The organism is Pseudomonas guariconensis (assembly GCF_900102675.1).
Taxonomy (GTDB): Bacteria; Pseudomonadota; Gammaproteobacteria; order Pseudomonadales; family Pseudomonadaceae; genus Aquipseudomonas; species Aquipseudomonas guariconensis.
On the sequence record NZ_FMYX01000007.1, the window covers coordinates 162,119 to 183,744 of the forward strand.

Sequence of the window (21,626 nt, forward strand, 5' to 3'; positions counted from 1 at the left end):
CTCATGGCCATTATTTCTGGGCGGCCATCGCGGGCTCATCTTTCCTGACTCGCTGCCGATAGCCTGTTCGGCGGTACGCATCGCCACGGACCATTCTCCAACTCTTGCCAATACAGGGTCGTGTTGATGCTGCAGTACGGGCAAAAAAGCTTCCTGATCGTCGACGACTTCACCGACTTTCGCACCTCGACCCGCTCCATGCTCCGTGAGCTGGGGGTGCGCGATGTGGATACCGCCGACAGCGGCGAGCAAGCCTTGCGCATGTGCGCGCAGAAGCGCTACGACTTCGTCCTCCAGGATTTCCACCTGGGCGACGGCAAGAAAAACGGTCAGCAGGTGCTCGAAGACCTGCTGCTGGACAAGCTGATCAGCCATGAATGCGTGTTCATCATGGTCACCGCCGAGAGCAGCCAGTCCATCGTCCTGAGCGCACTCGAACATGAGCCCGATGCCTATCTGACCAAACCGTTCAACCGGGTGGGTCTGGCCCAGCGCTTGGAAAAACTCGTTCAGCGCAAGACCCTGCTCAAGCCGATTCTCCAGGCCCTGGACCGTGCACGCCCTGCCGAAGTGCTGGCGGCCTGCACCGAGCTGTGCAAGAAGGACCCACGCTTCGCCCCGCTGTGCCTGCGCTATCGCGCTGATGCGCTGCGCGACCTGAACCGCTTCGAAGAGCTGGAAAAATTCCTCACCAGCATCCTTGCCAGTCGCCCCCAGCCGTGGGTCTATGCGTCCCTTGGCAGCCTGCTGCACAAGCGTGGCCAGCATGCCCAGGCCCAGGGTGTCTATGAGCAGGCGCTCAAGGCGTTCCCGATCATGCCGGGGTTGTACGATGGCATGGCTGAAGTGCTGGTCGCCCAGGGCGAGACCAAGCGGGCCCAGCACATGCTCGAAGAAGCCGTGCGCCTGTCGCCCCTGGCGGTACGCCGGCAGGCGGCGCTGGGTAAGCTGGCGCTGGACAACGAAGACTTCGAGAGCGCTTCCAAGGCCTATCGTCACGCCGTCAACCAAGGCCAGAGTTCTCGTTATAAAAGCCCGGAGAGTAACTTGGGCCTGGCCCAGGCGCTGATGAGCAAGAACGCCGGCAATGGCCTGGATGCCCGCACTCGCGTCGAGATCAACACGGTGCTCAGCGAAGTGGCCAAGGAAAACGTCGAGGATCAGGGCCTGCAGGTGCGTGCCCGACTGATGAAAGCCGCCAGTCTGCAACAGGCCGGTGACGAGGAAACGGCGGGCAAACTCACCGAGCAGGCCATGCAGCGCCTGGAGAAGATGGACCAGTTCTTCTCGGTCGAAGCGGCCCTGACCGTGGCCAAGCAGTTGCAGCAACTCGGCCAGGCTTCGGCCGGCACCAGCATCCTCAAGGGCTGTGTGGAAACCTACGGCGACGACCCCAAGGTCATGCAGAGCGTGGCCAAGCTCACCGACGACCCTAGCGTGCTCGGTGCTGTCACCGAGGCGGTGGACCTCAACCGCCAAGGCGTGCGCAGCTACCAGGGCGGCCAGCTCAACGAGGCGCTGGAGATGTTCCGCCGGGCGCTGGCGTTGCAGCCCAAGAACATCAGCATTGCACTGAATACCGCCCAGGCGCTGCTGCGTATCGGTGGCGAAAACCCGGCGCCTGCACTGATGCAGGAGTGCCGCAACTGCCTGCAGAGCGTCGCCGGCATTCCGGCCAGTGACAACCGCTACGATCGCTACCGCAAACTGCATATCCGGGTATTCGGCGCATGAATCGAGACGAGCAGGGGCTGGATTTCTCCACGGTGATCGCGTCTACCGTGCATGACATGAAAAACTCGCTGTCGGCGCTGATCCAGGCCCACGACCAATGGCTGGCGCGGCTGCCCGAAGTGCTGCACGGCGGCAGCGAGCAAGGCGTGATGGAGCATGAGTTTCGCCACCTCAACGGCATGCTGGTGCAGTTGCTGGGCCTGTACAAGCTGGATATCAACCAGTTGCCGATCTGCCCGGACTACCACGAACTGGACGACTTCATCGAAGCCCAGCTCGCCGCCCAGCAGGAGGTGCTGGAGCATCGCGACATTCTCGCCACCTGGCGCCTGGAGACCGAAAGCCCGCTGGGTTTCTTTGACCGCGAGCTGGTCGCTTCGGTGGTGGGCAACGTCCTCACCAACGCCATTCGCCATGCCGGTCACGCCTTGCAGATCAGCATCGAAGACGTGGGAGAGCAACTGGTGATCAGCGTCAACGACGATGGCCCCGGTTATCCACAGCGCATGCTCGAACGCCAGCAGGACTACGTCCAAGGCATCGACTCGAGCACCGGCAGCACAGGCCTTGGTCTGTATTTCGCCGCCCGCATCGCCGCCCTGCACGAGCGCAATGGCGTGCGCGGGCGGATCGAGATCAGCAACGGCGGGGTGCTGGGGGGCGGGTTGTTCCGGTTGTATTTGCCTTGATGCTGTATCGAACACGTTTTGTATAAGCCTCGTTCGCGGGTAAACCCACCCCCGCAAGGGGCAACGCGGGCCAGATAGCGGGTTTACCCGCGAAGAAGGCGCCACGAAGCGAGACAGTTGCTCTTCAGTTCTCTGTTATTGGTATGGGGAGCCAGGGGTTTTTCTTGTATGGTTTCTGCCTGAACGCAAGCAGGACCAAACGCACATGAATCCCCAATCTCCCAGCCTCATTCGGGAAACCTTCCCCGTCGGCCCGTTGCAGTGCAACTGCACTCTGATCGGCGATCCGATCAGCAAGAAGGCAATCGTGGTCGACCCGGGGGGCGATCCGGAAAAGATTCTCGCCCGCCTGCAGGCCCATGGCCTGACATTGGTGAGCATCATCCACACCCATGCCCACTTCGATCACTTCCTCGCCTCGGGCAAACTCAAGGAACTGACTGGCGCGACCTTGCATCTGCACAAGGACGACCAGCCTTTGTGGGACAACCTTCAGATGCAATGCCAGATGTTCGGCGTGCCCTACACGCCGGTGCCGCCACCGGACCGCTGGTTGGGAGACGACGAGGAACTGGCCTGTGGCTGCGGTGTGGCTTTGCATACGCCGGGACACACACCGGGCTCGATGAGCTTCTGGTTCGCCGATGCCAAGCTGCTGATCGCAGGTGATACGTTGTTCCGCCGGGGAATCGGTCGCACCGATTTGTGGGGTGGGGATCAGCGGGCGATCGTCCGTTCCATCAAGGAGCGGCTCTATCGCCTGGACGAGGAAGCGGTGGTGGTGACCGGCCATGGCCCGGATACTCGTCTTGGCGACGAAATGCGCGAAAATCCTTTCGTGCGGGCGTGAGGTTTCACGGAATTATTCCGCCTCGCTTCGGTCCAAGGCTGGCATAGGGCCATCCACGACCTTTTGCACTTTCGAATTTCTGTAGGAGCTTGTCCATGTTCACCATGCGTCGTCTGATTATCGTCGCTACCGCTGCTGCCCTGATGACCGGCTGTGCCGGCCAGAACCCCTATGACAGCCAGGGCCAGGCGCAGGGCTCCACCGGGATGAGCAAGACCGCCAAGTATGGTGGCCTGGGCGCGCTGGCCGGTGCCATCGCCGGCGCTGCCATCGATCACAACAACCGTGGCAAGGGCGCGCTGATCGGCGCCGCCGCAGTGGGCGCCGCCGCTGCTGGCTATGGTTACTATGCCGACAAACAGGAAGCCGAGCTGCGCGCCAAGATGGCCAATACCGGTGTCGAAGTGCAGCGCCAAGGCGACCAGATCAAGCTGATCATGCCGGGCAACATCACCTTCGCCACCGATTCGGCGAACATCTCCCCAAGCTTCTACTCGCCGCTGAACAACCTGGCCAACTCGTTCAAGCAGTTCAACCAGAACACCATCGAGGTGGTCGGCTTCACCGACAGCACCGGCAGCCGCCAGCACAACATGGACCTGTCCCAGCGTCGCGCCCAGGCCGTCAGCAGCTATCTGACTTCCCAGGGCGTCGACCCGTCCCGCGTCAGCGTGCGCGGCATGGGCCCGGACCAGCCGATCGCCAGCAACGCCGACGCCAATGGCCGTGCGCAGAACCGTCGTGTAGAGGTCAACCTCAAGCCGATTCCGGGTCAGCAGTACGATCAGCAGGGCACTGTCCAGCAGTACCCGTAAGCGTCAGACCCACATGACAGGGGCCGCATAGCGGCCCCTGTTCATTTCAGCGCACGGTACTGGCCTGAATCGCGGTCAAGGCGATGGTGTGGACGATATCGTCTACCTGAGCCCCGCGTGGCAGGTCGTTCACCGGCTTGCGCAACCCTTGAAGCATCGGGCCGAGGCTGACGCAGTCGGCGCTGCGTTGCACGGCCTTGTGCGTGGTGTTGCCGGTGTTCAGGTCCGGGAAGACGAACACTGTCGCCCGCCCGGCCACAGGGCTTGCCGGAGCCAGCTGACGAGCGATTTCGGGGTTGGCGGCGGCGTCGTACTGCAACGGGCCGTCTATCACCAGATCGTGCTCGGCCTGCTGCGCCAGGCGGGTGGCCTCACGTACCTTCTCCACTTCCTCGTCGCTGGCGGCCGAATCGCTGGAGTAGCTGAGCATCGCCACGCGTGGGGCAATGCCGAAGGCCTGGGCCGATTCGGCACTCTGCCTGGCAATCTCGGCCAGTTCCGCAGCGCTGGGGTGCGGGTTCATCACGCAGTCGCCGTAGACCAGCACCTGCTCGGGGAAGAGCATGAAGAACACCGACGACACCAGGCTGCTGCCGGGTGCGGTCTTGATCAATTGCAGGGCAGGGCGGATGGTATTGGCAGTCGAATGGACCAGCCCTGACACCAGCCCGTCGACCTCGTCGAGCGCCAGCATCATGGTGCCGATCACCACTGGATCTTCCAGTTGCTGTTCGGCCATGGGAGCGTTGAGATTCCGGCTCTTGCGCAGCTCGACCATGGGCTGGACGTAGCGGCCGCGGATCAACTCCGGATCGAGCACCTCGAGATCCGGTGGCAGGGTGATGCCCTGGGCGCGGGCGACCGCCTGGACGTCCTCGGGCTTGGCCAGCAGCACGCAACGGGCGATGCCCCGCGCCTGGCAGATGGCGGCGGCCTGCACCAGCAGCGGCTCGGCGCCTTCGGGCAGGACGATGCGCTTGTTGGCCTGCTGGGCGCGCTGGATCAACTGGTAGCGGAACACCGCCGGTGACAGGCGCAACTCGCGTGGTGTGCCACAACGCTGATGCAGCCAGGCGGCATCCAGGTGGCTGGCGACGAAGTCGGTGATGAACTCGGCGCGTTCGCGATCATCGACTGGGATTTCGCGGTTGAGTGAGTTGAGGCGATTGGCGGTGTCGTAGGAACCGGTGCTCACCGACAGGATCGGCAGGCCGGCCTGCAGGGCGCCGCGGCACAGTTCCAGGATGCGAGGGTCCGGCTTGCTGTCGCTGGTCAGCAGCAGGCCCGCCAGCGGGACCCCATTGATCGCCGCCAGGCTCACCGCGAGGATGATGTCGTCGCGGTCACCCGGCGTCACCACCAACGTGCCCGGCTTGAGCAGCGGCACGGTGTTGGCCACGGTGCGGGCGCAGATGATGATGGTGTTCATGCGCCGCTGCTCGTAGTCGCCGGCATTGAGCACTTGGGCGCCTAGCAGCTCGGCCACATCGCGGGTCCGTGGGGCATTGAGCTCGGCCTGGTAGGGGATGCAGCCGAGCAGGCGGAAGTCATCGCCGCGCAGCAGGGGCGAGTGTTCGCGCAGGCGGGTGGCGAAGTCGGCCATGCTCTCTTCGGTGCGAACCTTGTTCAGGACCACGCCGAGCACCTTCGGATCGCGCGGACCACCGAACAGCTGGGCCTGCAGTTCGACACGGCCGGACAGCTCGCTGAGTACTTCGTTTTCCGGTGCCGACACCAGGATCACCTCGGCGTCCAGGCTCTTGGCCAGGTGCAGGTTGACCCGGGCCGCGTAGCTGGCATGGCGGGTGGGCACCATGCCCTCGACCACCACCACGTCGTTGCCGATGCACGCCTGCTGGTACAGGCGGATGATTTCCTCGAGCAACTCGTCCAACTGGCCATCGCCGAGCATGCGCTCGACCTGGGCCAGGCTCAGGGGTGTGGGCGGGCGGATGCCGTGGGTGCGGGCGACCAGTTCGCTGGAGCGCTCCGGGCCTGTGTCGCCAGGGTGGTGCTGGGCGATCGGCTTGAAGAAGCCGACCTTCAGGCCGCCGCGCTCGAGGGTGCGGACCAGGCCGAGGCTGATGGATGTCAGGCCGACACCAAAATCTGTCGGCGCGATGAAAAATGTCTGCATGCGTGCTTCTCGAAATAAGCGGTGCAAGGGATCAACGGCCAAGGGTATCGCTATCGGTACCCTGGGCGCACCAGCCGCAGGCAAATACCTGGCCGATGCGCCGTTCGCGCTCTTGGGCATCGAGCACCCAGGGCCTGGCCTGCCAGGGCGGTTGGTGGCGCAGGTGCTGGGTATGGCCACAGGAAAGCTCAACCACCCAGTGGCCGTCTTCGTCCTGGTGAAACCCAGTCACCCGACTGACGGGGCGCTCAATGTCCGAGGGGCGTTCGCAATCGGGCGATGCCTTGGTTACACTTATTCGCTCTACATTCTTTTGCAAAAGGTCTTGCCCCATGCTGATTGCCGCCAACAAGGCTGTCTCCATCGACTATACCCTGACCAACGACGCCGGGGAGGTCATCGACAGTTCCGCCGGCGGTGCTCCGCTGGTGTACCTGCACGGTGCCTCCAACATCATTCCAGGCCTGGAAAAAGCCCTGGAAGGCAAGCAGGCCGGCGACGAACTGAACGTCAGCGTCGAGCCTGAAGAGGCCTACGGCGAGTACCTGGCCGAACTGGTCAGCACCCTCAACCGCAGCCTGTTCGAAGGCGTCGATCAACTGGAAGTGGGCATGCAGTTCCACGCTTCGGCACCGGACGGCCAGATGCAGATCGTCACCATCCGCGACATCGACGGCGACGACATCACTGTCGACGGCAACCACCCGCTGGCCGGCCAGCGCCTGAACTTCAAGGTCAAGGTGGTCAATGTGCGTGACGCCAGCGACGAAGAAATCGCTCACCGCCACATCCACGGTGAAGGTGGCCATCACCACTGATTTTCTGCGCTAAGCTCAGAGAGTCGCCAGGCGCTCGGGCAAGCCGACTTGCCTTCCTTGGGGAAGGTGTGGACGGTTTGGCCGCGCGCCTTTTTAGTGGGCGCCTTTCGCCCCTGCGACAACCGGGAACCTGAGAGGGGAGTCATCATGAGTGCATTTCACGACCTGACGTTGAAGGCGCTGAACGGCGAGGATCTGCCCCTTGCACCGTTCAAGGGCCAGGTGGTGTTGGTGGTCAATGTCGCCTCCAAGTGTGGTTTGACACCGCAATACAAAGCCCTGGAGAACCTGTACCAGGATTACAAGGACAAAGGCTTCAACGTCCTCGGTTTGCCTTGCAACCAGTTCGCCGGGCAAGAGCCGGGCAGCGAGGAGGAAATCCAGGCGTTCTGCAGCCTCAACTACGGCGTGAGCTTCCCGTTGGGGGCCAAGCTCGAAGTCAACGGGCCGCAGCGTCATTCGCTGTACCGCCTGCTGGCGGGTGAGGGGGCTGAATTCCCCGGGGATATCACCTGGAACTTCGAAAAATTCCTGGTCGGCAAGGATGGCCGGGTCCTGGCTCGTTTCGCACCGCGTACCACACCGGATGACCCGACGGTGGTCCAGGCGATCGAGAAGGCGCTGGCCTGAGTCCTATTTGATTCGGGGCTTCAGTCCTGCGAGTCGCCAAACAACGGCGGCCCTACTGCGCAGTCCATTCGCGGGTAAACCCGCTCCCCCAGGGGCTCTGCCAGCCTGAAGGCCGGCGCAGGCCTGTGAGAGCGGGTTTACTCGCGAATGGACCACCGTTTTGAGTCCGACGAGCGCTCAGCTGCGCGGTGTGGTCGAGCCTCGCTTGATCGCCAGATCTGTCTTTACAGCCTGAGTGTTCATCATTCCTGCCTGGCGACAAGCACTAGCCAGGTACCCTTCGAACTGCTCGACGATCGCCGGCCAGCCCTGGCGACTGGCGTGCTGGCGGGCATTCAGACGTACCGTGCGCAAGGTTTCCTGCTCTTCCATCAGCCAGCAGGCCGCGTCGATGAACGCCGCCTGGTCGCCCGGCATTGCCAACGCGCCGCTGTGCCCGTGGCGGATGTGCTGGGCGGCCGCTGCTTCGTCATAGGCAACCACCGCCAAGCCCGAGGCGAGGGCCTCGAGAACAACGTTGCCGAAGGTTTCGGTCAGACTCGGAAACAGGAACAAGTCACCGCTGGCATAGTGCTCGGCCAATACCTCGCCCCGTTGGGCGCCACAGAACACGGCATCGGGCAACTGCTGTTCGAGCGTTTCGCGCTGGGGGCCGTCGCCGACGATGACCAGGCGCATGCGGCGCTGTGGATAAGCCTTGCGCAAGGCCTCCATGCACGGTGCAAGCAGCCCTAGGTTCTTCTCTGCGGCCAGCCGCCCCACGTGCAGCACGGCAATGTCGTCCGCGCCCAGGCCCCAGCGCTCGCGCAGCGCCTGGCTGCGCCGGGCCGGATTGAACAGGCAGGCGTCGACGCCGCGGGCCATGAGCGCTAGGCGCTCGAAACCACGGCGCTCCAGCTCCAGGCGCTGGCTCGCGCTCGGCACCAGGGTGATGGCGGTGCGCCGGTGAAACCAGCGCAGGTAATGAGTGAGCAGGCGCGTCAGCAGGCCCAGGCCGTACTGCCGCGAATATTGTTGGAAATTGGTATGAAAGCCGCTGACCACCGCAACCCCCAACTGCCGCGCCGCACGCAGTGCGCTGAGGCCCAGCGGCCCTTCGGTGGCGATGTAGAGCACGTCCGGGCGGTGCTTGCGCCAGCGGCGCAGCAGTGTGCGCTTGGTGATCTCGCCCCATTGCAGGCCTGGGTAACCCGGCAGTGGCCAGCCCCGGCAGAGCAGCAGATCATCCCCTTCACGCTGCGAGGTGTCGCTGGCCTGTCTTGGGCGCACCAGCTCGACCTGATGACCACGTTGGCGCAGCCCTTCGATGAGGCGTCCGAGGGTATTGGCCACGCCGTTGATCTCGGGTGGAAACGTCTCGCTGACAAGGGTGATACGTAGGGGCGGTCTATTCATGACAAAAAGTTTCCACCCGCCGCGTTGCGGTTCTGTGACGTCATTGTGACGGCCGGGTGACGCCATTTTTTTGAAGGGAAAAATGCTTGGAAATTTCCCCTTTGGGGTGCTCAAGAATCCCCCAGGACCAGCCGATGCAGATGTATTCGACACTCGAGGTGCGCTCCGGGAGAGCGGTCATGTTCAACAGCAAACTCAAGAAAGAAATCCAACAGCTGCGCGAGGACCTGATGTCCGTCGAGCAAGTCAAAAGCAGCCTGGACAGCGAGATGTTGGTGCTTCAGCTCGACCCCCACGGGCGCATCGAGTCGGTCAACAGCAACTTCGAAAAGGAGATGCTGTACAGCGCCGGGCAGTTGATTGGGCGCAACCTCGAAGAAATCGTGCCGCCTCATGTGAAGGAGCTGGACTTCTATCACCGCATGAAAGGCGCCATCACCCGTGGCGAACACCTCAACGGCGCGTTCCGCCTGCTACGCGGCAACGGCGAGGAAGCCTGGCTGCGCTCGATCCTGCAGCCGGTCAAGAGCAGCGATGGGCGGATCAAGCATTTCAGCATGCATTCGAGCGACTTGACCCGCACCATCGAGGCCTCCCGCGAGCACGAGAGCCTGATCAAGGCCTTGATGCGCTCCACCGCCCTGATCGAGTTCAACCTGCAAGGCGAAGTGCTCACCGCCAACGACCGCTTCCTCAACGCGATGGGTTACACCCTGGAGCAAGTGCGTGGCAAACCACACCGCATGTTCTGCGAACCGGAAGAGGCCAATTCGCCGGCTTACCAGGCGTTCTGGGACAAGCTGCGCCGGGGCGAATTCGTTGCCGACCGTTTCAAGCGTGTCGATGCCCATGGCCGGACCGTGTGGCTGGAAGCTTCCTATAACCCGATAATCGATGCCCATGACGTGCTCTACAAAGTGGTCAAATTCGCCACCGTGATCACCGACCAAGTCAACCAGGAAATCGCCGTCGCCCAGGCTGCGGACATCGCCTACAACACCTCGCTGGGTACCGACGCCAGTGCCCGCAAGGCCACTGAGGTGGTCACCCAGACCGTCGATGTCATGCGCGGTCTGGAAAGCTCCATGCAGGATGCCGCCCAGGGCATCCAGGCGCTGGACACCCAGTCCCGGGTGATCGGCTCGATCATCAAGACCATCAGTGACATTGCCGGGCAGACCAACCTGCTCGCGCTCAACGCCGCCATCGAAGCGGCGCGCGCGGGGGAGCAGGGACGCGGGTTCGCCGTGGTCGCCGACGAAGTGCGCCAGCTCGCCTCGCGCACCAGCACCGCCACCGACGAGATCGCCAAGGTAGTGCAGCAGAACGAACAATTGGCTCAGGCGGCGGTGGACATCATCGACACCAGCAAGCGCCAGGCCGAGCAAGGCCTGACCCTGGCTGCCGAAACCGGCAGCGTGATCGTCGAAATCCAGGACGGGGCGAAGAAGGTGGTGGATGCGGTAGGGCAGTTTTCCAACCAGCTGAATCATTGATGCCCCGCACCGTGGGGCGGGGTTAGCCGCGAAGGGGGCGCAGTACGCCCCCTCGCGAGGTCAGCTGCGCTCGCGTACCCAGAACAAGGTCGCGCCCGCCACGGCGGCTGGCATCATCACCACGTTCACCAGCGGGATCATCAGCGCCAGGTAGGTGATGCCGCCAAAGCCCAGTGACTGCCAGCGCTTTTCGCGCAGCCAAGCGAGCATGTCCTGCCAGCTCATCTTGTTGTTGTCCGCCGGGTAGTCGATGTACTGGATGGCCATCATCCAGACCCCGAAGATCAGCCACAACGGGGCGGCCACCACGTTGACCACCGGGATCAAAGACAGGATGAACAGGCCGATGGCCCGTGGCAGAAAGTAGCCTAGCTTGCGCATTTCACGGCCGAAGGTGCGTGGCACCATGGCGATCAACTCGCCCCAGCTGAATGCGGGGAAGTTATCCTGCCCGCGGACCACCACCTCGACCTTTTCGGCCAGAAACCCATTGAAGGGCGCGGCGATGACGTTGGCCACCAGGGTGAAGGTGAAGAACACCATGAGGATCACCAAGGCGACGAACAGTGGCCACAGAATGTAGGTCAGAAAGCTCAGCCAGCTCGGCAGGGTGGGCATCAGGGTATCGACCCACAGGCTGAACTGATGCCCTGCGAAGTAGATCAGCCCGCCGAACAGCAACAGGTTGACTGTCAGCGGCAGCAGCACGAACAGGCGCAGGCTGGGGCTCATGACCAGTTTCAGCCCTTCGCGCAGGTACTGTGGGCCAGAGAGGACAGGGGCTTGCATCGAGACGCTCCGGATCAGGGGAAAACGCGCTGACCTTACCGAGTTTGAGGCCTCGACGAAAGCCGCCTGGTGCGGGAGCAACGGGCTGTAACAAAAGCGAGGGAAGATTTTCTATCGGTTCGGTCGGGAGATAGAGGCAGCCTATAAGGTGGATTGTCGAAGGATATTTCCTTAATCTCTGCGACCTCGCTACAGTGCGCTCAACTTTTTGGTTTCGGATCTGCGCGTCATAGGCTTCCCCAAGCGCTGCGTAGGTCCCTTTTCATTCCAGCCGGCACTGCCGGTGCCCCGACGCCGGCCCAGCGGCCGTCTCGACAGGAGTTCGACATGTCTGAAGTACGTCATTCGCGCGTCATCATCCTCGGTTCCGGCCCGGCCGGTTACAGCGCAGCGGTCTATGCCGCCCGTGCCAACTTGAAGCCGCTGCTGATCACCGGCATGCAGGCCGGCGGTCAGCTGACCACCACCACCGAAGTCGACAACTGGCCGGGCGACCCCCACGGCCTGACCGGCCCGGCCCTGATGCAGCGCATGCAGGAGCATGCCGAGCGCTTCGAGACCGAGATCGTCTTCGACCACATCAATGCCGTGGACCTGGCCAACAAGCCGTTCACCCTGCGCGGCGACAGCGGCACCTACACCTGCGACGCCCTGATCATCGCCACCGGTGCCAGCGCTCGCTACCTGGGGCTGCCGTCGGAAGAGACTTTCATGGGCAAAGGCGTTTCGGCCTGCGCAACCTGCGACGGTTTCTTCTACCGCAACAAGCCGGTTGCCGTGGTGGGTGGTGGCAACACCGCCGTGGAAGAAGCCCTGTACCTGGCCAACATCGCCAGCAAGGTGACGCTGGTCCACCGCCGCGACACCTTCCGCGCCGAGAAGATTCTGGTCGACAAGCTGCACGCCCGTGTGGCCGAAGGCAAGATCGAGCTCAAGCTCAACGCCACCCTGGATGAAGTGCTCGGTGACGACATGGGGGTGACCGGTGCGCGCCTGAAGAACAACGACGGTAGCAGCGACGAAATCAAGGTCGACGGCGTGTTCATCGCCATTGGCCACACCCCGAACACCTCGCTGTTCGAAGGCCAGCTGACCCTCAAGGACGGCTACCTGGTGGTCAACGGCGGCCGTGAAGGCAACGCTACCGCCACCAACGTCGAAGGCGTGTTCGCGGCTGGCGACGTGGCCGACCACGTCTACCGCCAGGCGATCACCTCCGCCGGTGCCGGCTGCATGGCTGCACTGGACGTGGAGCGTTACCTGGACGGCCTGGCGAACGCTTCGTTCTAAGGATTCGCCAGCGTCCACCGGGGCTTTGGCCCCCTACAAAAAAACCGGCCTGATGGCCGGTTTTTTTGTGTCTTGAAAGAGCCTTACAGGCTAAGGCGCATCGACAGGTCCACCGCCTTCACGTCCTTGGTCATGGCGCCGATGGAAATGTAGTCCACGCCGGTCTCGGCGATCACCCGCAGCGTGCTTTCGTTCACGCCGCCGCTGGCCTCGAGCTTGGCCTTGCCAGCGGTGATGCGCACGGCTTCGCGCATTTCATCGAGGGTGAGTTCATCGAGCATGATGATGTCGGCGCCGGCCGCCAAGGCCTGGCGCAGCTCGTCCAGGCTTTCGACCTCGATTTCCACAGGCTTGCCCGGCGCGATGCGGTGCGCTGCGTTGACGGCCTCGGCCACCCCGCCGCTGGCGGCGATATGGTTTTCCTTGATCAGGAACGCGTCGTACAGGCCGATGCGGTGGTTGTGACAGCCGCCGCAGGTGACTGCGTACTTCTGCGCCAGACGCAGGCCGGGGAGGGTCTTGCGGGTGTCGAGCAGGCGCACCTGGGTGCCCTGTACCAAGTCCGCGAGAAAGCGCGCCCGGGTCGCCACACCCGACAGCATTTGCAGGAAGTTCAGCGCCGTGCGTTCGCCGCTGAGCAGCGAGCGTGCCGGGCCTTCGAGGTGGAACAGCGCCTGGTTGGGCGTGGCCCGATCGCCATCGGACACCTGCCAATGCACCGCGACCCGCGGGTCGAGCTGGCGGAACACCGCATCGACCCAGGCGGTACCGGCGATGGTGCAGTCCTCACGGGTGATGATGGTTGCCTTGGCCAGGCGCTCGGCCGGAATCAGCTGGGCGGTGATGTCGCCACTGCCGATGTCTTCGAGCAGCGCGCGGCGCACGTTGGCTTCGATTTCGGCGGTCAGGTCGGCGAGGCGTAGGTTCGGCATGGTCGGCTCCACAAGCTAGGTGCGGCGATTATAGGGCAGGGGGGCGGCGTGTACAGCGGCAACGGGACTGACCTTTGGTCGGGACGGCTGAGCATTGTGGCGAATGGAGTGTCAGTTGCTGGCGTGTGAAGAACGCTCTAGTAGCTATCGGAATTTTTACCGATAATGCGCCCAGTATTTGGCGTCATGGTTTTGACTGGCATCGCGCCAACGAAAACACCCACAAGGAGTCCGGGATGCAGAAAGAAGGCAAGGTGGTGCCTTTGGCGGTCGCCATCGATCGCGGGGCTCATGCGCCCTCGTGCCTCCCGGTGCCGCTTCTGCAAGTGCGCGACCAGGCTGCATTGCAGCTGCGCCAAGGGCTGCAGGCATTGTTCGACAATGCTGACGACACGCTCTTCGAAATGGCCGACAAGGCTCCTGATCGTTTCGAGCAGAACCTGTACTTCGAAGCCATGCGCGACCTGCGTCTGAAGCGAAAGAGCATCGAGCGCGGCTTTCTCGACACTTTCTATGACCGCTTTGCCCAGGTAGGGCAGGTCGAAGCCTCGGCATTCACCCTCAGCGAGGACCCGCTCGGTTCGGCGCAGTTGGCACGCACCGCCGTCCTCGAAACCATGGTCGCCCGGGTGCTTTCGCGCGATGGTCTTGCTTTGGAACACCTGGCGTTGCGCCTGCAAGCCCTGCTCGGCAACGCTGCGGCGGCGCCGGACAACCCCCTGGGGCCGGACCGTTTGTGCGGTTATTTCCTGGAGGCCGCGCGCAGCCAAGGCGTTACCCGCAGGGTCAAGCTGGTCCTGCTCAAGCTGTTCGAACGCTACGTGTTGCGCGACCTCGATCAGTTGTACGATCAAGCCAACCAGTTGCTGGCCGACGCCGGTGTGCTGCCTGAACTCAAGCCGACACCGCGCCGTCGTGCCGACGATCGTCGCCAATCCGTCCAACGCCTGTCAGCCGAGCTGGCGCGCGACGAAGCGCCGGATCTCGATGGCGCAGGCCAGGCGTTCTTCGATTCCGTACAGGCACTGCTGGCCCCGATCCGAGGCCGAATCGCGCCGCGTGTGCAGCAGGTCGCCAGCGCCCAGCCGATCAGCACCGCCGACCTGCTGCGCCTGCTGTCGCATCTTCAGCACTATGTACCGGCCACCTGCGAGGCGGATGACTTCTCGCTTGGCCAGCAGTTGGAGCAGTTGCTGCTGCGGGTGAGCGTGCGCAGCGGCACGCGCCGCCGGATCGACACGGCTGACGAAGACACCCTCAATCTGGTCGGCCTGCTGTTCGACTTCATCCAGGCCGACAACAACTTGCCTGTATCCCTGCGCGGGTTGATCGCTCGCTTGCACATTCCACTGCTCAAGGTCGCCTTGCTCGATAAAGGCCTGTTCAGCCGTGCCAGTCATCCTGCCCGGCGTCTGCTCAACGAGATTGCCGCCGCCGCGATCGGCTGGGAAAGCGGCAGCGAGGGCGTGCGCGACAGCTTGCATCTGCGCGTGGAGCGGGTGATCCAACGCCTGCTCAACGACTTCACTGACGATTCCCGCGTGTTCGCCGATCTGCTCGAGGATTTTCTCGCGTTCAACCAGGAAGAGCGGCGGCGCAACGAACTGCTCGAACAGCGCACCCGTGACGCCGAAGAGGGGCGCGCCCGGGCGCTGCAAGCCCGGCAACGGGTACAGCAGGCACTGAACTTGCGCCTACAAGGTCGGGTGCTGCCGCACGCGGTGGTACACATGCTGGTGCATGGTTGGAGCCAGGTCTTGCTGCTGGCCTGGCTCAGGGAGGGCGAAGTCTCCAGCGCCTGGCGCGATGGCCTGGACACAGTCGATGCCCTGCTGGCCAGCATCGCCCCGCACCGAGATCCACAGGCGCGGGAGCGCTTGTTGCAACAGGTGCCGGTGCTGCTCAAGAACCTGCGCGACGGATTGGCCGGGGTGGTCACCGAAGCCGCCGCGACCCGGGAGTTCTTCCTGCGACTGGAGCAGTTGCACCTGCGCGCCTTTGCTGGCGGTGACGTTTCATCCACCGACGGCGCGCCTGACCTGGATGAGGTCTTGGTGGCCGAGCAGATCATTCTGGCGGTGGCCGATGAATCGGCCTGTGGTCCGTTGCTGCGTCTGGATGGACAAAGCCCTGAACTGGGACAGGTGCGGCGGCTGCGCATCGGTGCCTGGGTAGAAGTGATGGATGACGATGAGCCCCTGCGCTGCAAGTTGGTGGCGGTGATCGACAGCAGCGACCGCTATGTCTTCGCCAATCGTACCGGCATGAAGGTGCGGGAGTGGAGCTGCGCCGGACTGGTCCAGGCCCTGCGGCGTGGTGAGGTTCGTCTGCTCGACGACGGTCTTTTGTTCGAGCGCGCGCTGGACGCTGTGCTGGAACGATTGCGCAGCCAGCAGACGCGCTGAACAATCATTTACATGCAAGCCTGCCGGACGCGGGGCATACTGGCGGCTCCTCCCTGGCGATTTCAGGAACTGCTCCATGCAATTGGACCGTGCGACTGGCTGGTTCTCCGGCGTCACCCACTGCCCCTCGCCGAATTTCAACGCGCGCCCTGAAGGCGAAGCCATCTCCCTGTTGGTTATCCACAACATCAGCCTGCCTCCGGCCTGTTTCGGCACCGGCAAGGTCCAGCAGTTCTTCCAGAACCGGCTCGATCCCGCCGAGCACCCCTACTTCGAAAGCATCTGCCATTTGACCGTCTCAGCGCACTTGTTCATCGAGCGGGACGGGGCGGTGACCCAGTTCGTCTCTTTGCTGGACCGTGCCTGGCATGCCGGTGTTTCGCGCTTCGGCGAGCGCGAGGGTTGCAACGATTTTTCCATTGGTATCGAGCTGGAGGGCACCGATGATTTGCCCTACACCGACGCCCAGTACCAGACCTTGAAACAACTGACCGAGCAGATTCGCGGCGCGTGGCCTGTGATCGACCTCGGACGTATCTGCGGTCACAGCGACATCGCCCCGGAGCGCAAGACCGACCCGGGCCCGGCTTTCGATTGGTGCCGCTACCGGGCGGCCCTGCAGTGCAGTGAGGACGACGCATGAGCTTTCTAGTGTTGGTGTTGGTGCTCTGGTTCGAGAAGTTCTCGGCCCTGCGCCAGCGGTTGCAGCGTGACGGGTTCTTCATCGGCGAGCTGGTACGTCTGGAGCGCAGCGGCAAGGTGCATCCCTGGTGGACGCTGGCCATCCTGGTGCTGGCGCCCGTAGTGTTGCTGGTGCTGTTGCTGCACGTGCTGGAGCCTGTGGCTTACGGCCTGCTGGCCTTGCCAGTGCACCTGCTGGTGCTGATCTACAGCCTCGGGCGTGGCGACATCAAGGCATCCCTGGGGCCGTTTCGAGATGCCTGGCGCCGGGCCGATGACCAAGCCGCGCTGCATGTGGCCGAGCGGGATCTGGGCCTGGCCGCCGACGATGCCCCTAGCTTGTTGGTGCGGGTGCAGGGGCATTTGCTGTGGCAGGCCTACCAGAGCTTTTTCGCGGTGATCTTCTGGTACTTCCTGCTCGGCCCGGGCGCGGCCTTGGCCTATCGGCTGCTGGCGCTGAGTGTAGAGAACAGCCGCCAACCGGCACTCAAGGAGCGCGCCGAGCAGCTGCGCCATGCCCTGGACTGGTTGCCGGTGCGGGTGCTGGCCCTGAGCTTTGCCCTGGTAGGCAACTTTGTCGCCGTGGTGCGGGTGATGCTGCATGAACTGCTCAACTGGCACATCAGTGCGGGGCATCTGGTGGCGCGGGTCGGACGCGTGGCGGACAGCGCGCCTGAGGAAGAAGACACCCAGCGGGGGCTCGGTCGTCTGGACAGCCTCTGGGAGCTGCTGCTGCGTTGCGCGGTGCTGTGGTATGCCTGCTTTGCGCTGTGGACGGTATTGGTCTGAGTGCGTGCTTCGGCTTGTCGGCCTGGTATCGAGCGAGCCAGGCCTACGCAAGCAGTGCTTAACCTTAAATTACAAACCTTGGGTTCGATCTGCGTTATACAAGTCCCCTGGCCGTTAATGGCCTTGTGCTACCTCGCAGAATAAAAAGAATCCAAGGAGATGCGCATGAAGCGTTTGCTCTATCCGGCCATCGCCCTGATGGACCGGCTGAGCTTCGGCTTGAAGTTCAGCTTGATCAGCACTTTGTTCTTCGTCCCCATGCTGGTCACCAGCTTCTACCTGGTGCGCGACGTCTACGACGAATTCCACGCCACCGGCGTCGAGCTGCAGGGCTTGGGGCCCCTGGCTGGCGCCCTGACCCTGCGTAGCGATCTGGAAACCCTGGGCAACCTGTTGCAGATCAACGCCCTGTTGGGCCAGTCGGGACAGGCCGGCGACGTGGAGCAGCGTATCGGCGCCCTTGAGGACAAGGTCGCCGCGGGGCTTGAGGCGATACCCACGAGCGACCCGCAGCTACAGGCCCGACGAGAAGAGCTGAGCGAAATCTTCACCCGCGCGCGCAACGAGTCCTCCCTGCAAAGCAAGGCGGCTCTGTTCGACAAGCTGTTGGTTCAGGCCCAGGTCCTGACCAAACAGGTGGCCAGTCAATCCGGGCTGGACCAGGACCACCAGGCCTCGGTGCGGCATCTGAGCGAGCTGCTGGGCAGTGCCACCGGTCAGGTAACCCAGACCCTGGGCGAAGGGCGGGCATTGGGGGCCATGGCGTTGGGCCGTGGCTTCATCGATTCGGCCGGCAGTGCCCGCTTCGAAGACTTGTTGCAACGCTTGGAGCGGCTGTCTGCCGACTACGGCATTCGCCTGGACGACGCACTGGCCGCTGACCCGCGCGCAAGGACCGCCTTGGCCGCGCTGGCCGAAGCCAGCCAGGCAACGGTGAAACAGGCCGCGACCTTGTTCGAAGACCGTGTGGTGATGGCCGAAACCCTGGACGCGCCGTGGCTTGGGTTCTATCAGCAGGTCAGCGACCTGATGGTGCAGACCTACCGCCTCAACGACGCCATTCTCTCCCATCTTCAGGTGCAACTGCAGGATCGCCTGGACGAGCACCGCCTGCGCATGATCGCGCTGGTCGCTGCGCTGCTGGCGGTATTTGCCCTGATCATCTATCTGGACAGCGGCTTCTATGTGTCCATCCGCCAAACCTTGGGCAATCTGGGCGCGGCCATGGACAAGGTCGCAGCCGGCGACATGACCGTGAGTTTCAAGGCCCACAGCCGCGACGAGCTCGGCGAGCTGGGCCAAGGCTTCAACCAAACGGTGTTGCGCATTCGCGAGCTGATCGATCAGGTGGGGCGGACTGTCTCGACGGTCGAGGAGCAAGCCGGGCAGGTGCTGGAGGTGTCGGTGCGCAGCAACCAGGCGGTCAGTGGCCAGCGTGAGCAGATCGAACAAGTGGCCACCGCCATGAACCAGATGAGCGCCACCTCCCAGGAGGTCGCCCGCAGTGCAGCCCTGGCCGCCGAAGGCGCGCAACAGGTCAATCGCGAGAGCGCCACCGGCCGTGGCCTGGTGGAAAACCAGCAGGACAGCATCACCCGCCTGGCCGGGGAGATTGACCAGAGCGTGGTTGCGGTCAACCAGCTGGCCGGTGACAGCCAGGCCATCGGCCGGGTGCTGGAGGTGATCCGCAGCATCGCCGAGCAGACCAACCTGCTGGCGCTCAACGCCGCCATCGAGGCGGCTCGGGCCGGCGAGCAGGGCAGGGGCTTTGCCGTGGTGGCCGATGAGGTACGCACCCTGGCGCGCCGCACCCAGGACTCCACTGAGGAGATCGCCCAGATGATCCAGCGCCTGCAGGCGGGCGTCGACGCGGCGGTCACGGCCATGGGCAGCAGCCACCAGATGGCGGCGGGGACGGTGGACGAAGCACGTCAGGTGCAACAGGCGCTGGGCAACATCCTTGGTGCGGTGGGCGGCATCGTCGCGCAGAACCAGCAGATCGCCGCGGCCGTCGAGCAGCAGACCGCGGTGGCCCATGACATCGACCTGAATATCGTGGCAATCAACCGCGCTGCCCAGGACACCACCCAAGGCGCCTGCCAGACCGAACAGGCCAGCCGGGCGTTGTCGAACCAGGTGGACGAGCTCAAGCGACTGATCGGCGCGTTCCGCGTCTAGGCTGATTCGTGGCGACTTCTTCGCGGGTTTACCCGCGGATGGGCCTGCGATGGCTTACCAGCCGAACAGCTCACAGGCATTGCGGCTGCTGATCTGAGCCAGGCGCTCGGCGTCTATGCCCATCACCTCGGCCAGTGCGTGGGCGATTTCCGGGAGATGTTCCGGGCTGTTGCGTTCTCCGGGGAACATCACCGGTGCCATGTCCGGGGCGTCGGTCTCAAGCACCACGCTTTCCAGCGGCAACCGGGGCAAGGTCTTGCGCAGGCGCAGGGCTTGAGGCCAGGTGGCCGCGCCGCCCAGGCCCAGCCTGAAGCCGAGCTTGATGTATTCGCGCGCTTCTTCATAGCTGCCGGCGAAGGCGTGGATGATACCGGCGCGCGCAGGCTTATAGCGCTTGAGGGTGGCGATCACCTGGGCATGGCTGCGGCGTACGTGCAGCAGGGCGGGCAGGTCGAAGTCGCAGGCTAGTTGCAACTGCGCCTCGAACAACGCTTGCTGGCGTTCCTTGTCCAGTTCCGGCAGGTAATAGTCCAGGCCGAACTCACCCACCGCACACAGACGCGGGTCGCCGCGCAGACGTTCGAGCCAGGCGCGCAGTTGTGCCAGGTGCTCGGGGCGGTGCTGGTCGAGGTACACCGGATGCAGGCCCAAGGCCGCGAACAGCCGCTGTTCGCCACAGACCAGATCCCACACCCGTTGCCAATTGGCCTGATACACCCCCAGCACCACCATGCGCTCCACGCCTCGAGCCGCCGCGTTGGTCAGCAGGCGGTCGCGGTCGGCGTCGAAGTCGGGGAAGTCCAGATGGGTATGGGTGTCGATCAGGCGCATGGTCAGCCTGCGTTGATGCGTTGCTTGAAGGTCCGGGCTACCGCATGCACGCCGGGCTCGTAGCGCTTGTCCTCGATCGCGGCCAGGGCCAGTTCCAAGGCGGTGGCCGCGATAAGGCCGTGCTGCTGGGCCATGGCATTGACCGGCAAGGGCAGGAAGTCCAGCAACTGGTTGTCGCCGAAAGTACCCAGTTGCAGCTGGCGCGAGTCGGCCGGGCGCGTCTGCAGGGTATCGAACACGCCCTGGAGCAACACGTAGGAGGTGGTCACCAAGGCGTCGGGCAGGCCGCCGAAGTCCTCGATCAGTTGCTGCATCAGGCGCTGGCCACACTCGCGGCTGAAGGCTTCGCCCTGGTAGCGGCGCACCTGGCCGGTGAACGGTTGCAGGGCTTCGTCGAAACCGCCAGCACGGGCCTGGCTGACCGACAGCTCCGGGCGTGCGCCGATCAGGGCGATGGTGTCTGGGCGGGTATCCAGAAGGCTTTGGGCCAGCTGGCGGCTGGCGTCGCGGTCGTCGCTGATCACTGAGCAGAAGTATTCCGGTGCCATCCGCCGGTCGATGGCGATGACCGGTAGGCCTTTGTCCTGCAGCTCACGATAGCTTTCGTCATCAGGCGGCAGGCAACTGGCGACGAACAGCGCATCGCAACGACGGGCGCGGAACAGCTGCTGCAACTGGCGTTCGCTGTCGGGCTGGTCATCGCTGCTGGCGATCAGCAACTGGTAGCCGCGGGCGCGGGCACCCTGTTCGAGTTGCTTGGCAATGCGGGCGTAGCTGGGGTTCTCCAGATCCGGGAGAATGAAGCCCAGGGTGCGGGTGTGCCGGCTGCGCAGGCCGGCGGCCTGGGGGTTGGGCGTGAAGCCGTGGGCCTCGACCACCGCACGCACGCGCTCGACGGTGCTGTTGCTGATGCGCTGTTGTTCGGCCTTGCCATTGATGACGTAGCTGGCGGTGGTCACGGACACACCGGCCAGACGGGCGATATCGCTGAGTTTCACCGAATTTTCCTTGTTATTACCGGGGCTGCCTGCGAGGCCGGACCGGGTAGTTTCACCTGGCGCCGGGGCCTTGGGCAGGCGACCATTGTCGCAATTGTCCGACAGGATGGGGCTTTTTCGTCGGAAGATTATCGAGTAACGTGGCCACCTGGTCAGGTTAAACGATTCA

18 protein-coding genes and 2 pseudogenes are annotated in these 21,626 nt (G+C 63.8%); 13 read left to right on the forward strand and 7 right to left on the reverse strand.

Annotation, left to right across the window (positions count from 1 at the left end):
* Positions 1 to 126: 126 nt before the first annotated feature.
* The 4 genes from BLS27_RS13765 to BLS27_RS13780 all read left to right on the forward strand — a co-directional run bounded on the left by BLS27_RS13765 (position 127) and on the right by BLS27_RS13780 (position 4,088).
* The gene (locus BLS27_RS13765) at positions 127 to 1,734 is read left to right on the forward strand and encodes a tetratricopeptide repeat-containing response regulator (protein ID WP_090345229.1); all 1,608 of its coding nucleotides are present in this window, start codon (positions 127 to 129) and stop codon (positions 1,732 to 1,734) included.
* Complete coding sequence (locus BLS27_RS13770; protein ID WP_043213827.1) at positions 1,731 to 2,423, forward strand: sensor histidine kinase; 693 nt, start codon at positions 1,731 to 1,733, stop codon at positions 2,421 to 2,423. The genes BLS27_RS13765 and BLS27_RS13770 overlap by 4 nt, the downstream gene beginning before the upstream one ends.
* 205 nt (positions 2,424 to 2,628) lie before the next feature.
* Positions 2,629 to 3,273 (forward strand): MBL fold metallo-hydrolase, encoded by a 645-nt coding sequence (locus BLS27_RS13775; protein WP_043213829.1) that lies wholly within the window; start codon positions 2,629 to 2,631, stop codon positions 3,271 to 3,273.
* 95 nt (positions 3,274 to 3,368) lie between these two features.
* Positions 3,369 to 4,088, forward strand: a complete 720-nt coding sequence (locus BLS27_RS13780) for a YiaD family glycine zipper/OmpA-like lipoprotein (protein ID WP_043213831.1) — start codon at positions 3,369 to 3,371, stop codon at positions 4,086 to 4,088.
* A 46-nt stretch (positions 4,089 to 4,134) separates the two neighbouring features.
* Here the strand turns inward: BLS27_RS13780 and pta are convergent, their stop codons facing one another.
* Together pta and BLS27_RS13790 are read right to left on the reverse strand one after the other, a co-directional pair.
* Positions 4,135 to 6,225, reverse strand: coding sequence for a phosphate acetyltransferase (gene pta / locus BLS27_RS13785; RefSeq protein WP_043213833.1), 2,091 nt, complete (start codon positions 6,223 to 6,225; stop codon positions 4,135 to 4,137).
* A gap of 31 nt (positions 6,226 to 6,256) precedes the next feature.
* Positions 6,257 to 6,559, reverse strand: a complete 303-nt coding sequence (locus BLS27_RS13790; protein WP_043213835.1) for a DUF3565 domain-containing protein — start codon at positions 6,557 to 6,559, stop codon at positions 6,257 to 6,259.
* On the opposite strand from BLS27_RS13790, the gene BLS27_RS13795 reads away from it, so the two are divergent.
* Complete coding sequence (locus BLS27_RS13795; protein WP_070576981.1) at positions 6,558 to 7,043, forward strand: FKBP-type peptidyl-prolyl cis-trans isomerase; 486 nt, start codon at positions 6,558 to 6,560, stop codon at positions 7,041 to 7,043. The two genes, BLS27_RS13790 and BLS27_RS13795, sit on opposite strands and share 2 nt — an antisense overlap.
* Before the next feature lie 147 nt (positions 7,044 to 7,190).
* Positions 7,191 to 7,673, forward strand: a complete 483-nt coding sequence (locus tag BLS27_RS13800; protein WP_043213841.1) for a glutathione peroxidase — start codon at positions 7,191 to 7,193, stop codon at positions 7,671 to 7,673.
* 177 nt (positions 7,674 to 7,850) lie between these two features.
* Here the strand turns inward: BLS27_RS13800 and BLS27_RS13805 are convergent, their stop codons facing one another.
* The gene (locus BLS27_RS13805; protein ID WP_090345231.1) at positions 7,851 to 9,068 is read right to left on the reverse strand and encodes a glycosyltransferase family 4 protein; all 1,218 of its coding nucleotides are present in this window, start codon (positions 9,066 to 9,068) and stop codon (positions 7,851 to 7,853) included.
* A gap of 269 nt (positions 9,069 to 9,337) precedes the next feature.
* Here BLS27_RS13805 and BLS27_RS24240 point away from each other — a divergent pair.
* Both BLS27_RS24240 and BLS27_RS24245 read left to right on the forward strand, forming a co-directional pair.
* A pseudogene (locus BLS27_RS24240) lies at positions 9,338 to 9,970 on the forward strand (PAS domain-containing protein); the annotation flags it as partial.
* A 180-nt stretch (positions 9,971 to 10,150) separates the two neighbouring features.
* Positions 10,151 to 10,564 (forward strand): annotated as a pseudogene (locus BLS27_RS24245) (methyl-accepting chemotaxis protein); the annotation flags it as partial.
* A gap of 60 nt (positions 10,565 to 10,624) precedes the next feature.
* On the opposite strand, the gene cysZ reads toward BLS27_RS24245, so the two are convergent.
* Positions 10,625 to 11,353 carry a sulfate transporter CysZ gene (gene cysZ, locus BLS27_RS13815; protein WP_043213846.1) on the reverse strand — a complete coding sequence of 243 codons (729 nt, stop codon included), beginning with the start codon at positions 11,351 to 11,353 and terminating at the stop codon, positions 10,625 to 10,627.
* Positions 11,354 to 11,680: 327 nt separating this feature from the next.
* Between cysZ and trxB the strand changes: the two genes are divergently transcribed.
* Positions 11,681 to 12,643 carry a thioredoxin-disulfide reductase gene (gene trxB, locus BLS27_RS13820; protein WP_043213848.1) on the forward strand — a complete coding sequence of 321 codons (963 nt, stop codon included), beginning with the start codon at positions 11,681 to 11,683 and terminating at the stop codon, positions 12,641 to 12,643.
* 83 nt (positions 12,644 to 12,726) lie between these two features.
* Here trxB and nadC read toward each other — a convergent pair whose 3' ends face one another.
* Positions 12,727 to 13,575 (reverse strand): carboxylating nicotinate-nucleotide diphosphorylase, encoded by an 849-nt coding sequence (gene nadC, locus BLS27_RS13825; protein WP_043207989.1) that lies wholly within the window; start codon positions 13,573 to 13,575, stop codon positions 12,727 to 12,729.
* Positions 13,576 to 13,811: 236 nt separating this feature from the next.
* On the opposite strand from nadC, the gene BLS27_RS13830 reads away from it, so the two are divergent.
* The 4 genes from BLS27_RS13830 to BLS27_RS24250 all read left to right on the forward strand — a co-directional run bounded on the left by BLS27_RS13830 (position 13,812) and on the right by BLS27_RS24250 (position 19,628).
* Positions 13,812 to 15,980: a DUF1631 domain-containing protein gene (locus BLS27_RS13830; RefSeq protein ID WP_090345235.1), complete on the forward strand. Its 2,169-nt coding sequence runs from the start codon at positions 13,812 to 13,814 to the stop codon at positions 15,978 to 15,980.
* Between the two features lie 76 nt (positions 15,981 to 16,056).
* Entirely contained in the window at positions 16,057 to 16,623 is a 567-nt protein-coding gene (gene ampD, locus BLS27_RS13835) for a 1,6-anhydro-N-acetylmuramyl-L-alanine amidase AmpD (protein WP_043207993.1), read from the forward strand.
* A complete protein-coding gene (ampE, locus tag BLS27_RS13840; protein WP_090345237.1) occupies positions 16,620 to 17,450 on the forward strand; it encodes a regulatory signaling modulator protein AmpE in 831 nt (276 codons plus the stop codon). The genes ampD and ampE overlap by 4 nt, the downstream gene beginning before the upstream one ends.
* A 1,473-nt stretch (positions 17,451 to 18,923) precedes the next feature.
* The gene (locus tag BLS27_RS24250; RefSeq protein ID WP_414628450.1) at positions 18,924 to 19,628 is read left to right on the forward strand and encodes a methyl-accepting chemotaxis protein; all 705 of its coding nucleotides are present in this window, start codon (positions 18,924 to 18,926) and stop codon (positions 19,626 to 19,628) included.
* 54 nt (positions 19,629 to 19,682) lie between these two features.
* Here BLS27_RS24250 and BLS27_RS13850 read toward each other — a convergent pair whose 3' ends face one another.
* Both BLS27_RS13850 and cra read right to left on the reverse strand, forming a co-directional pair.
* Positions 19,683 to 20,459 carry a TatD family hydrolase gene (locus BLS27_RS13850; RefSeq protein ID WP_043207999.1) on the reverse strand — a complete coding sequence of 259 codons (777 nt, stop codon included), beginning with the start codon at positions 20,457 to 20,459 and terminating at the stop codon, positions 19,683 to 19,685.
* A gap of 2 nt (positions 20,460 to 20,461) precedes the next feature.
* Positions 20,462 to 21,457, reverse strand: coding sequence for a catabolite repressor/activator (cra, locus tag BLS27_RS13855; RefSeq protein WP_043208001.1), 996 nt, complete (start codon positions 21,455 to 21,457; stop codon positions 20,462 to 20,464).
* Positions 21,458 to 21,626: the final 169 nt, after the last annotated feature.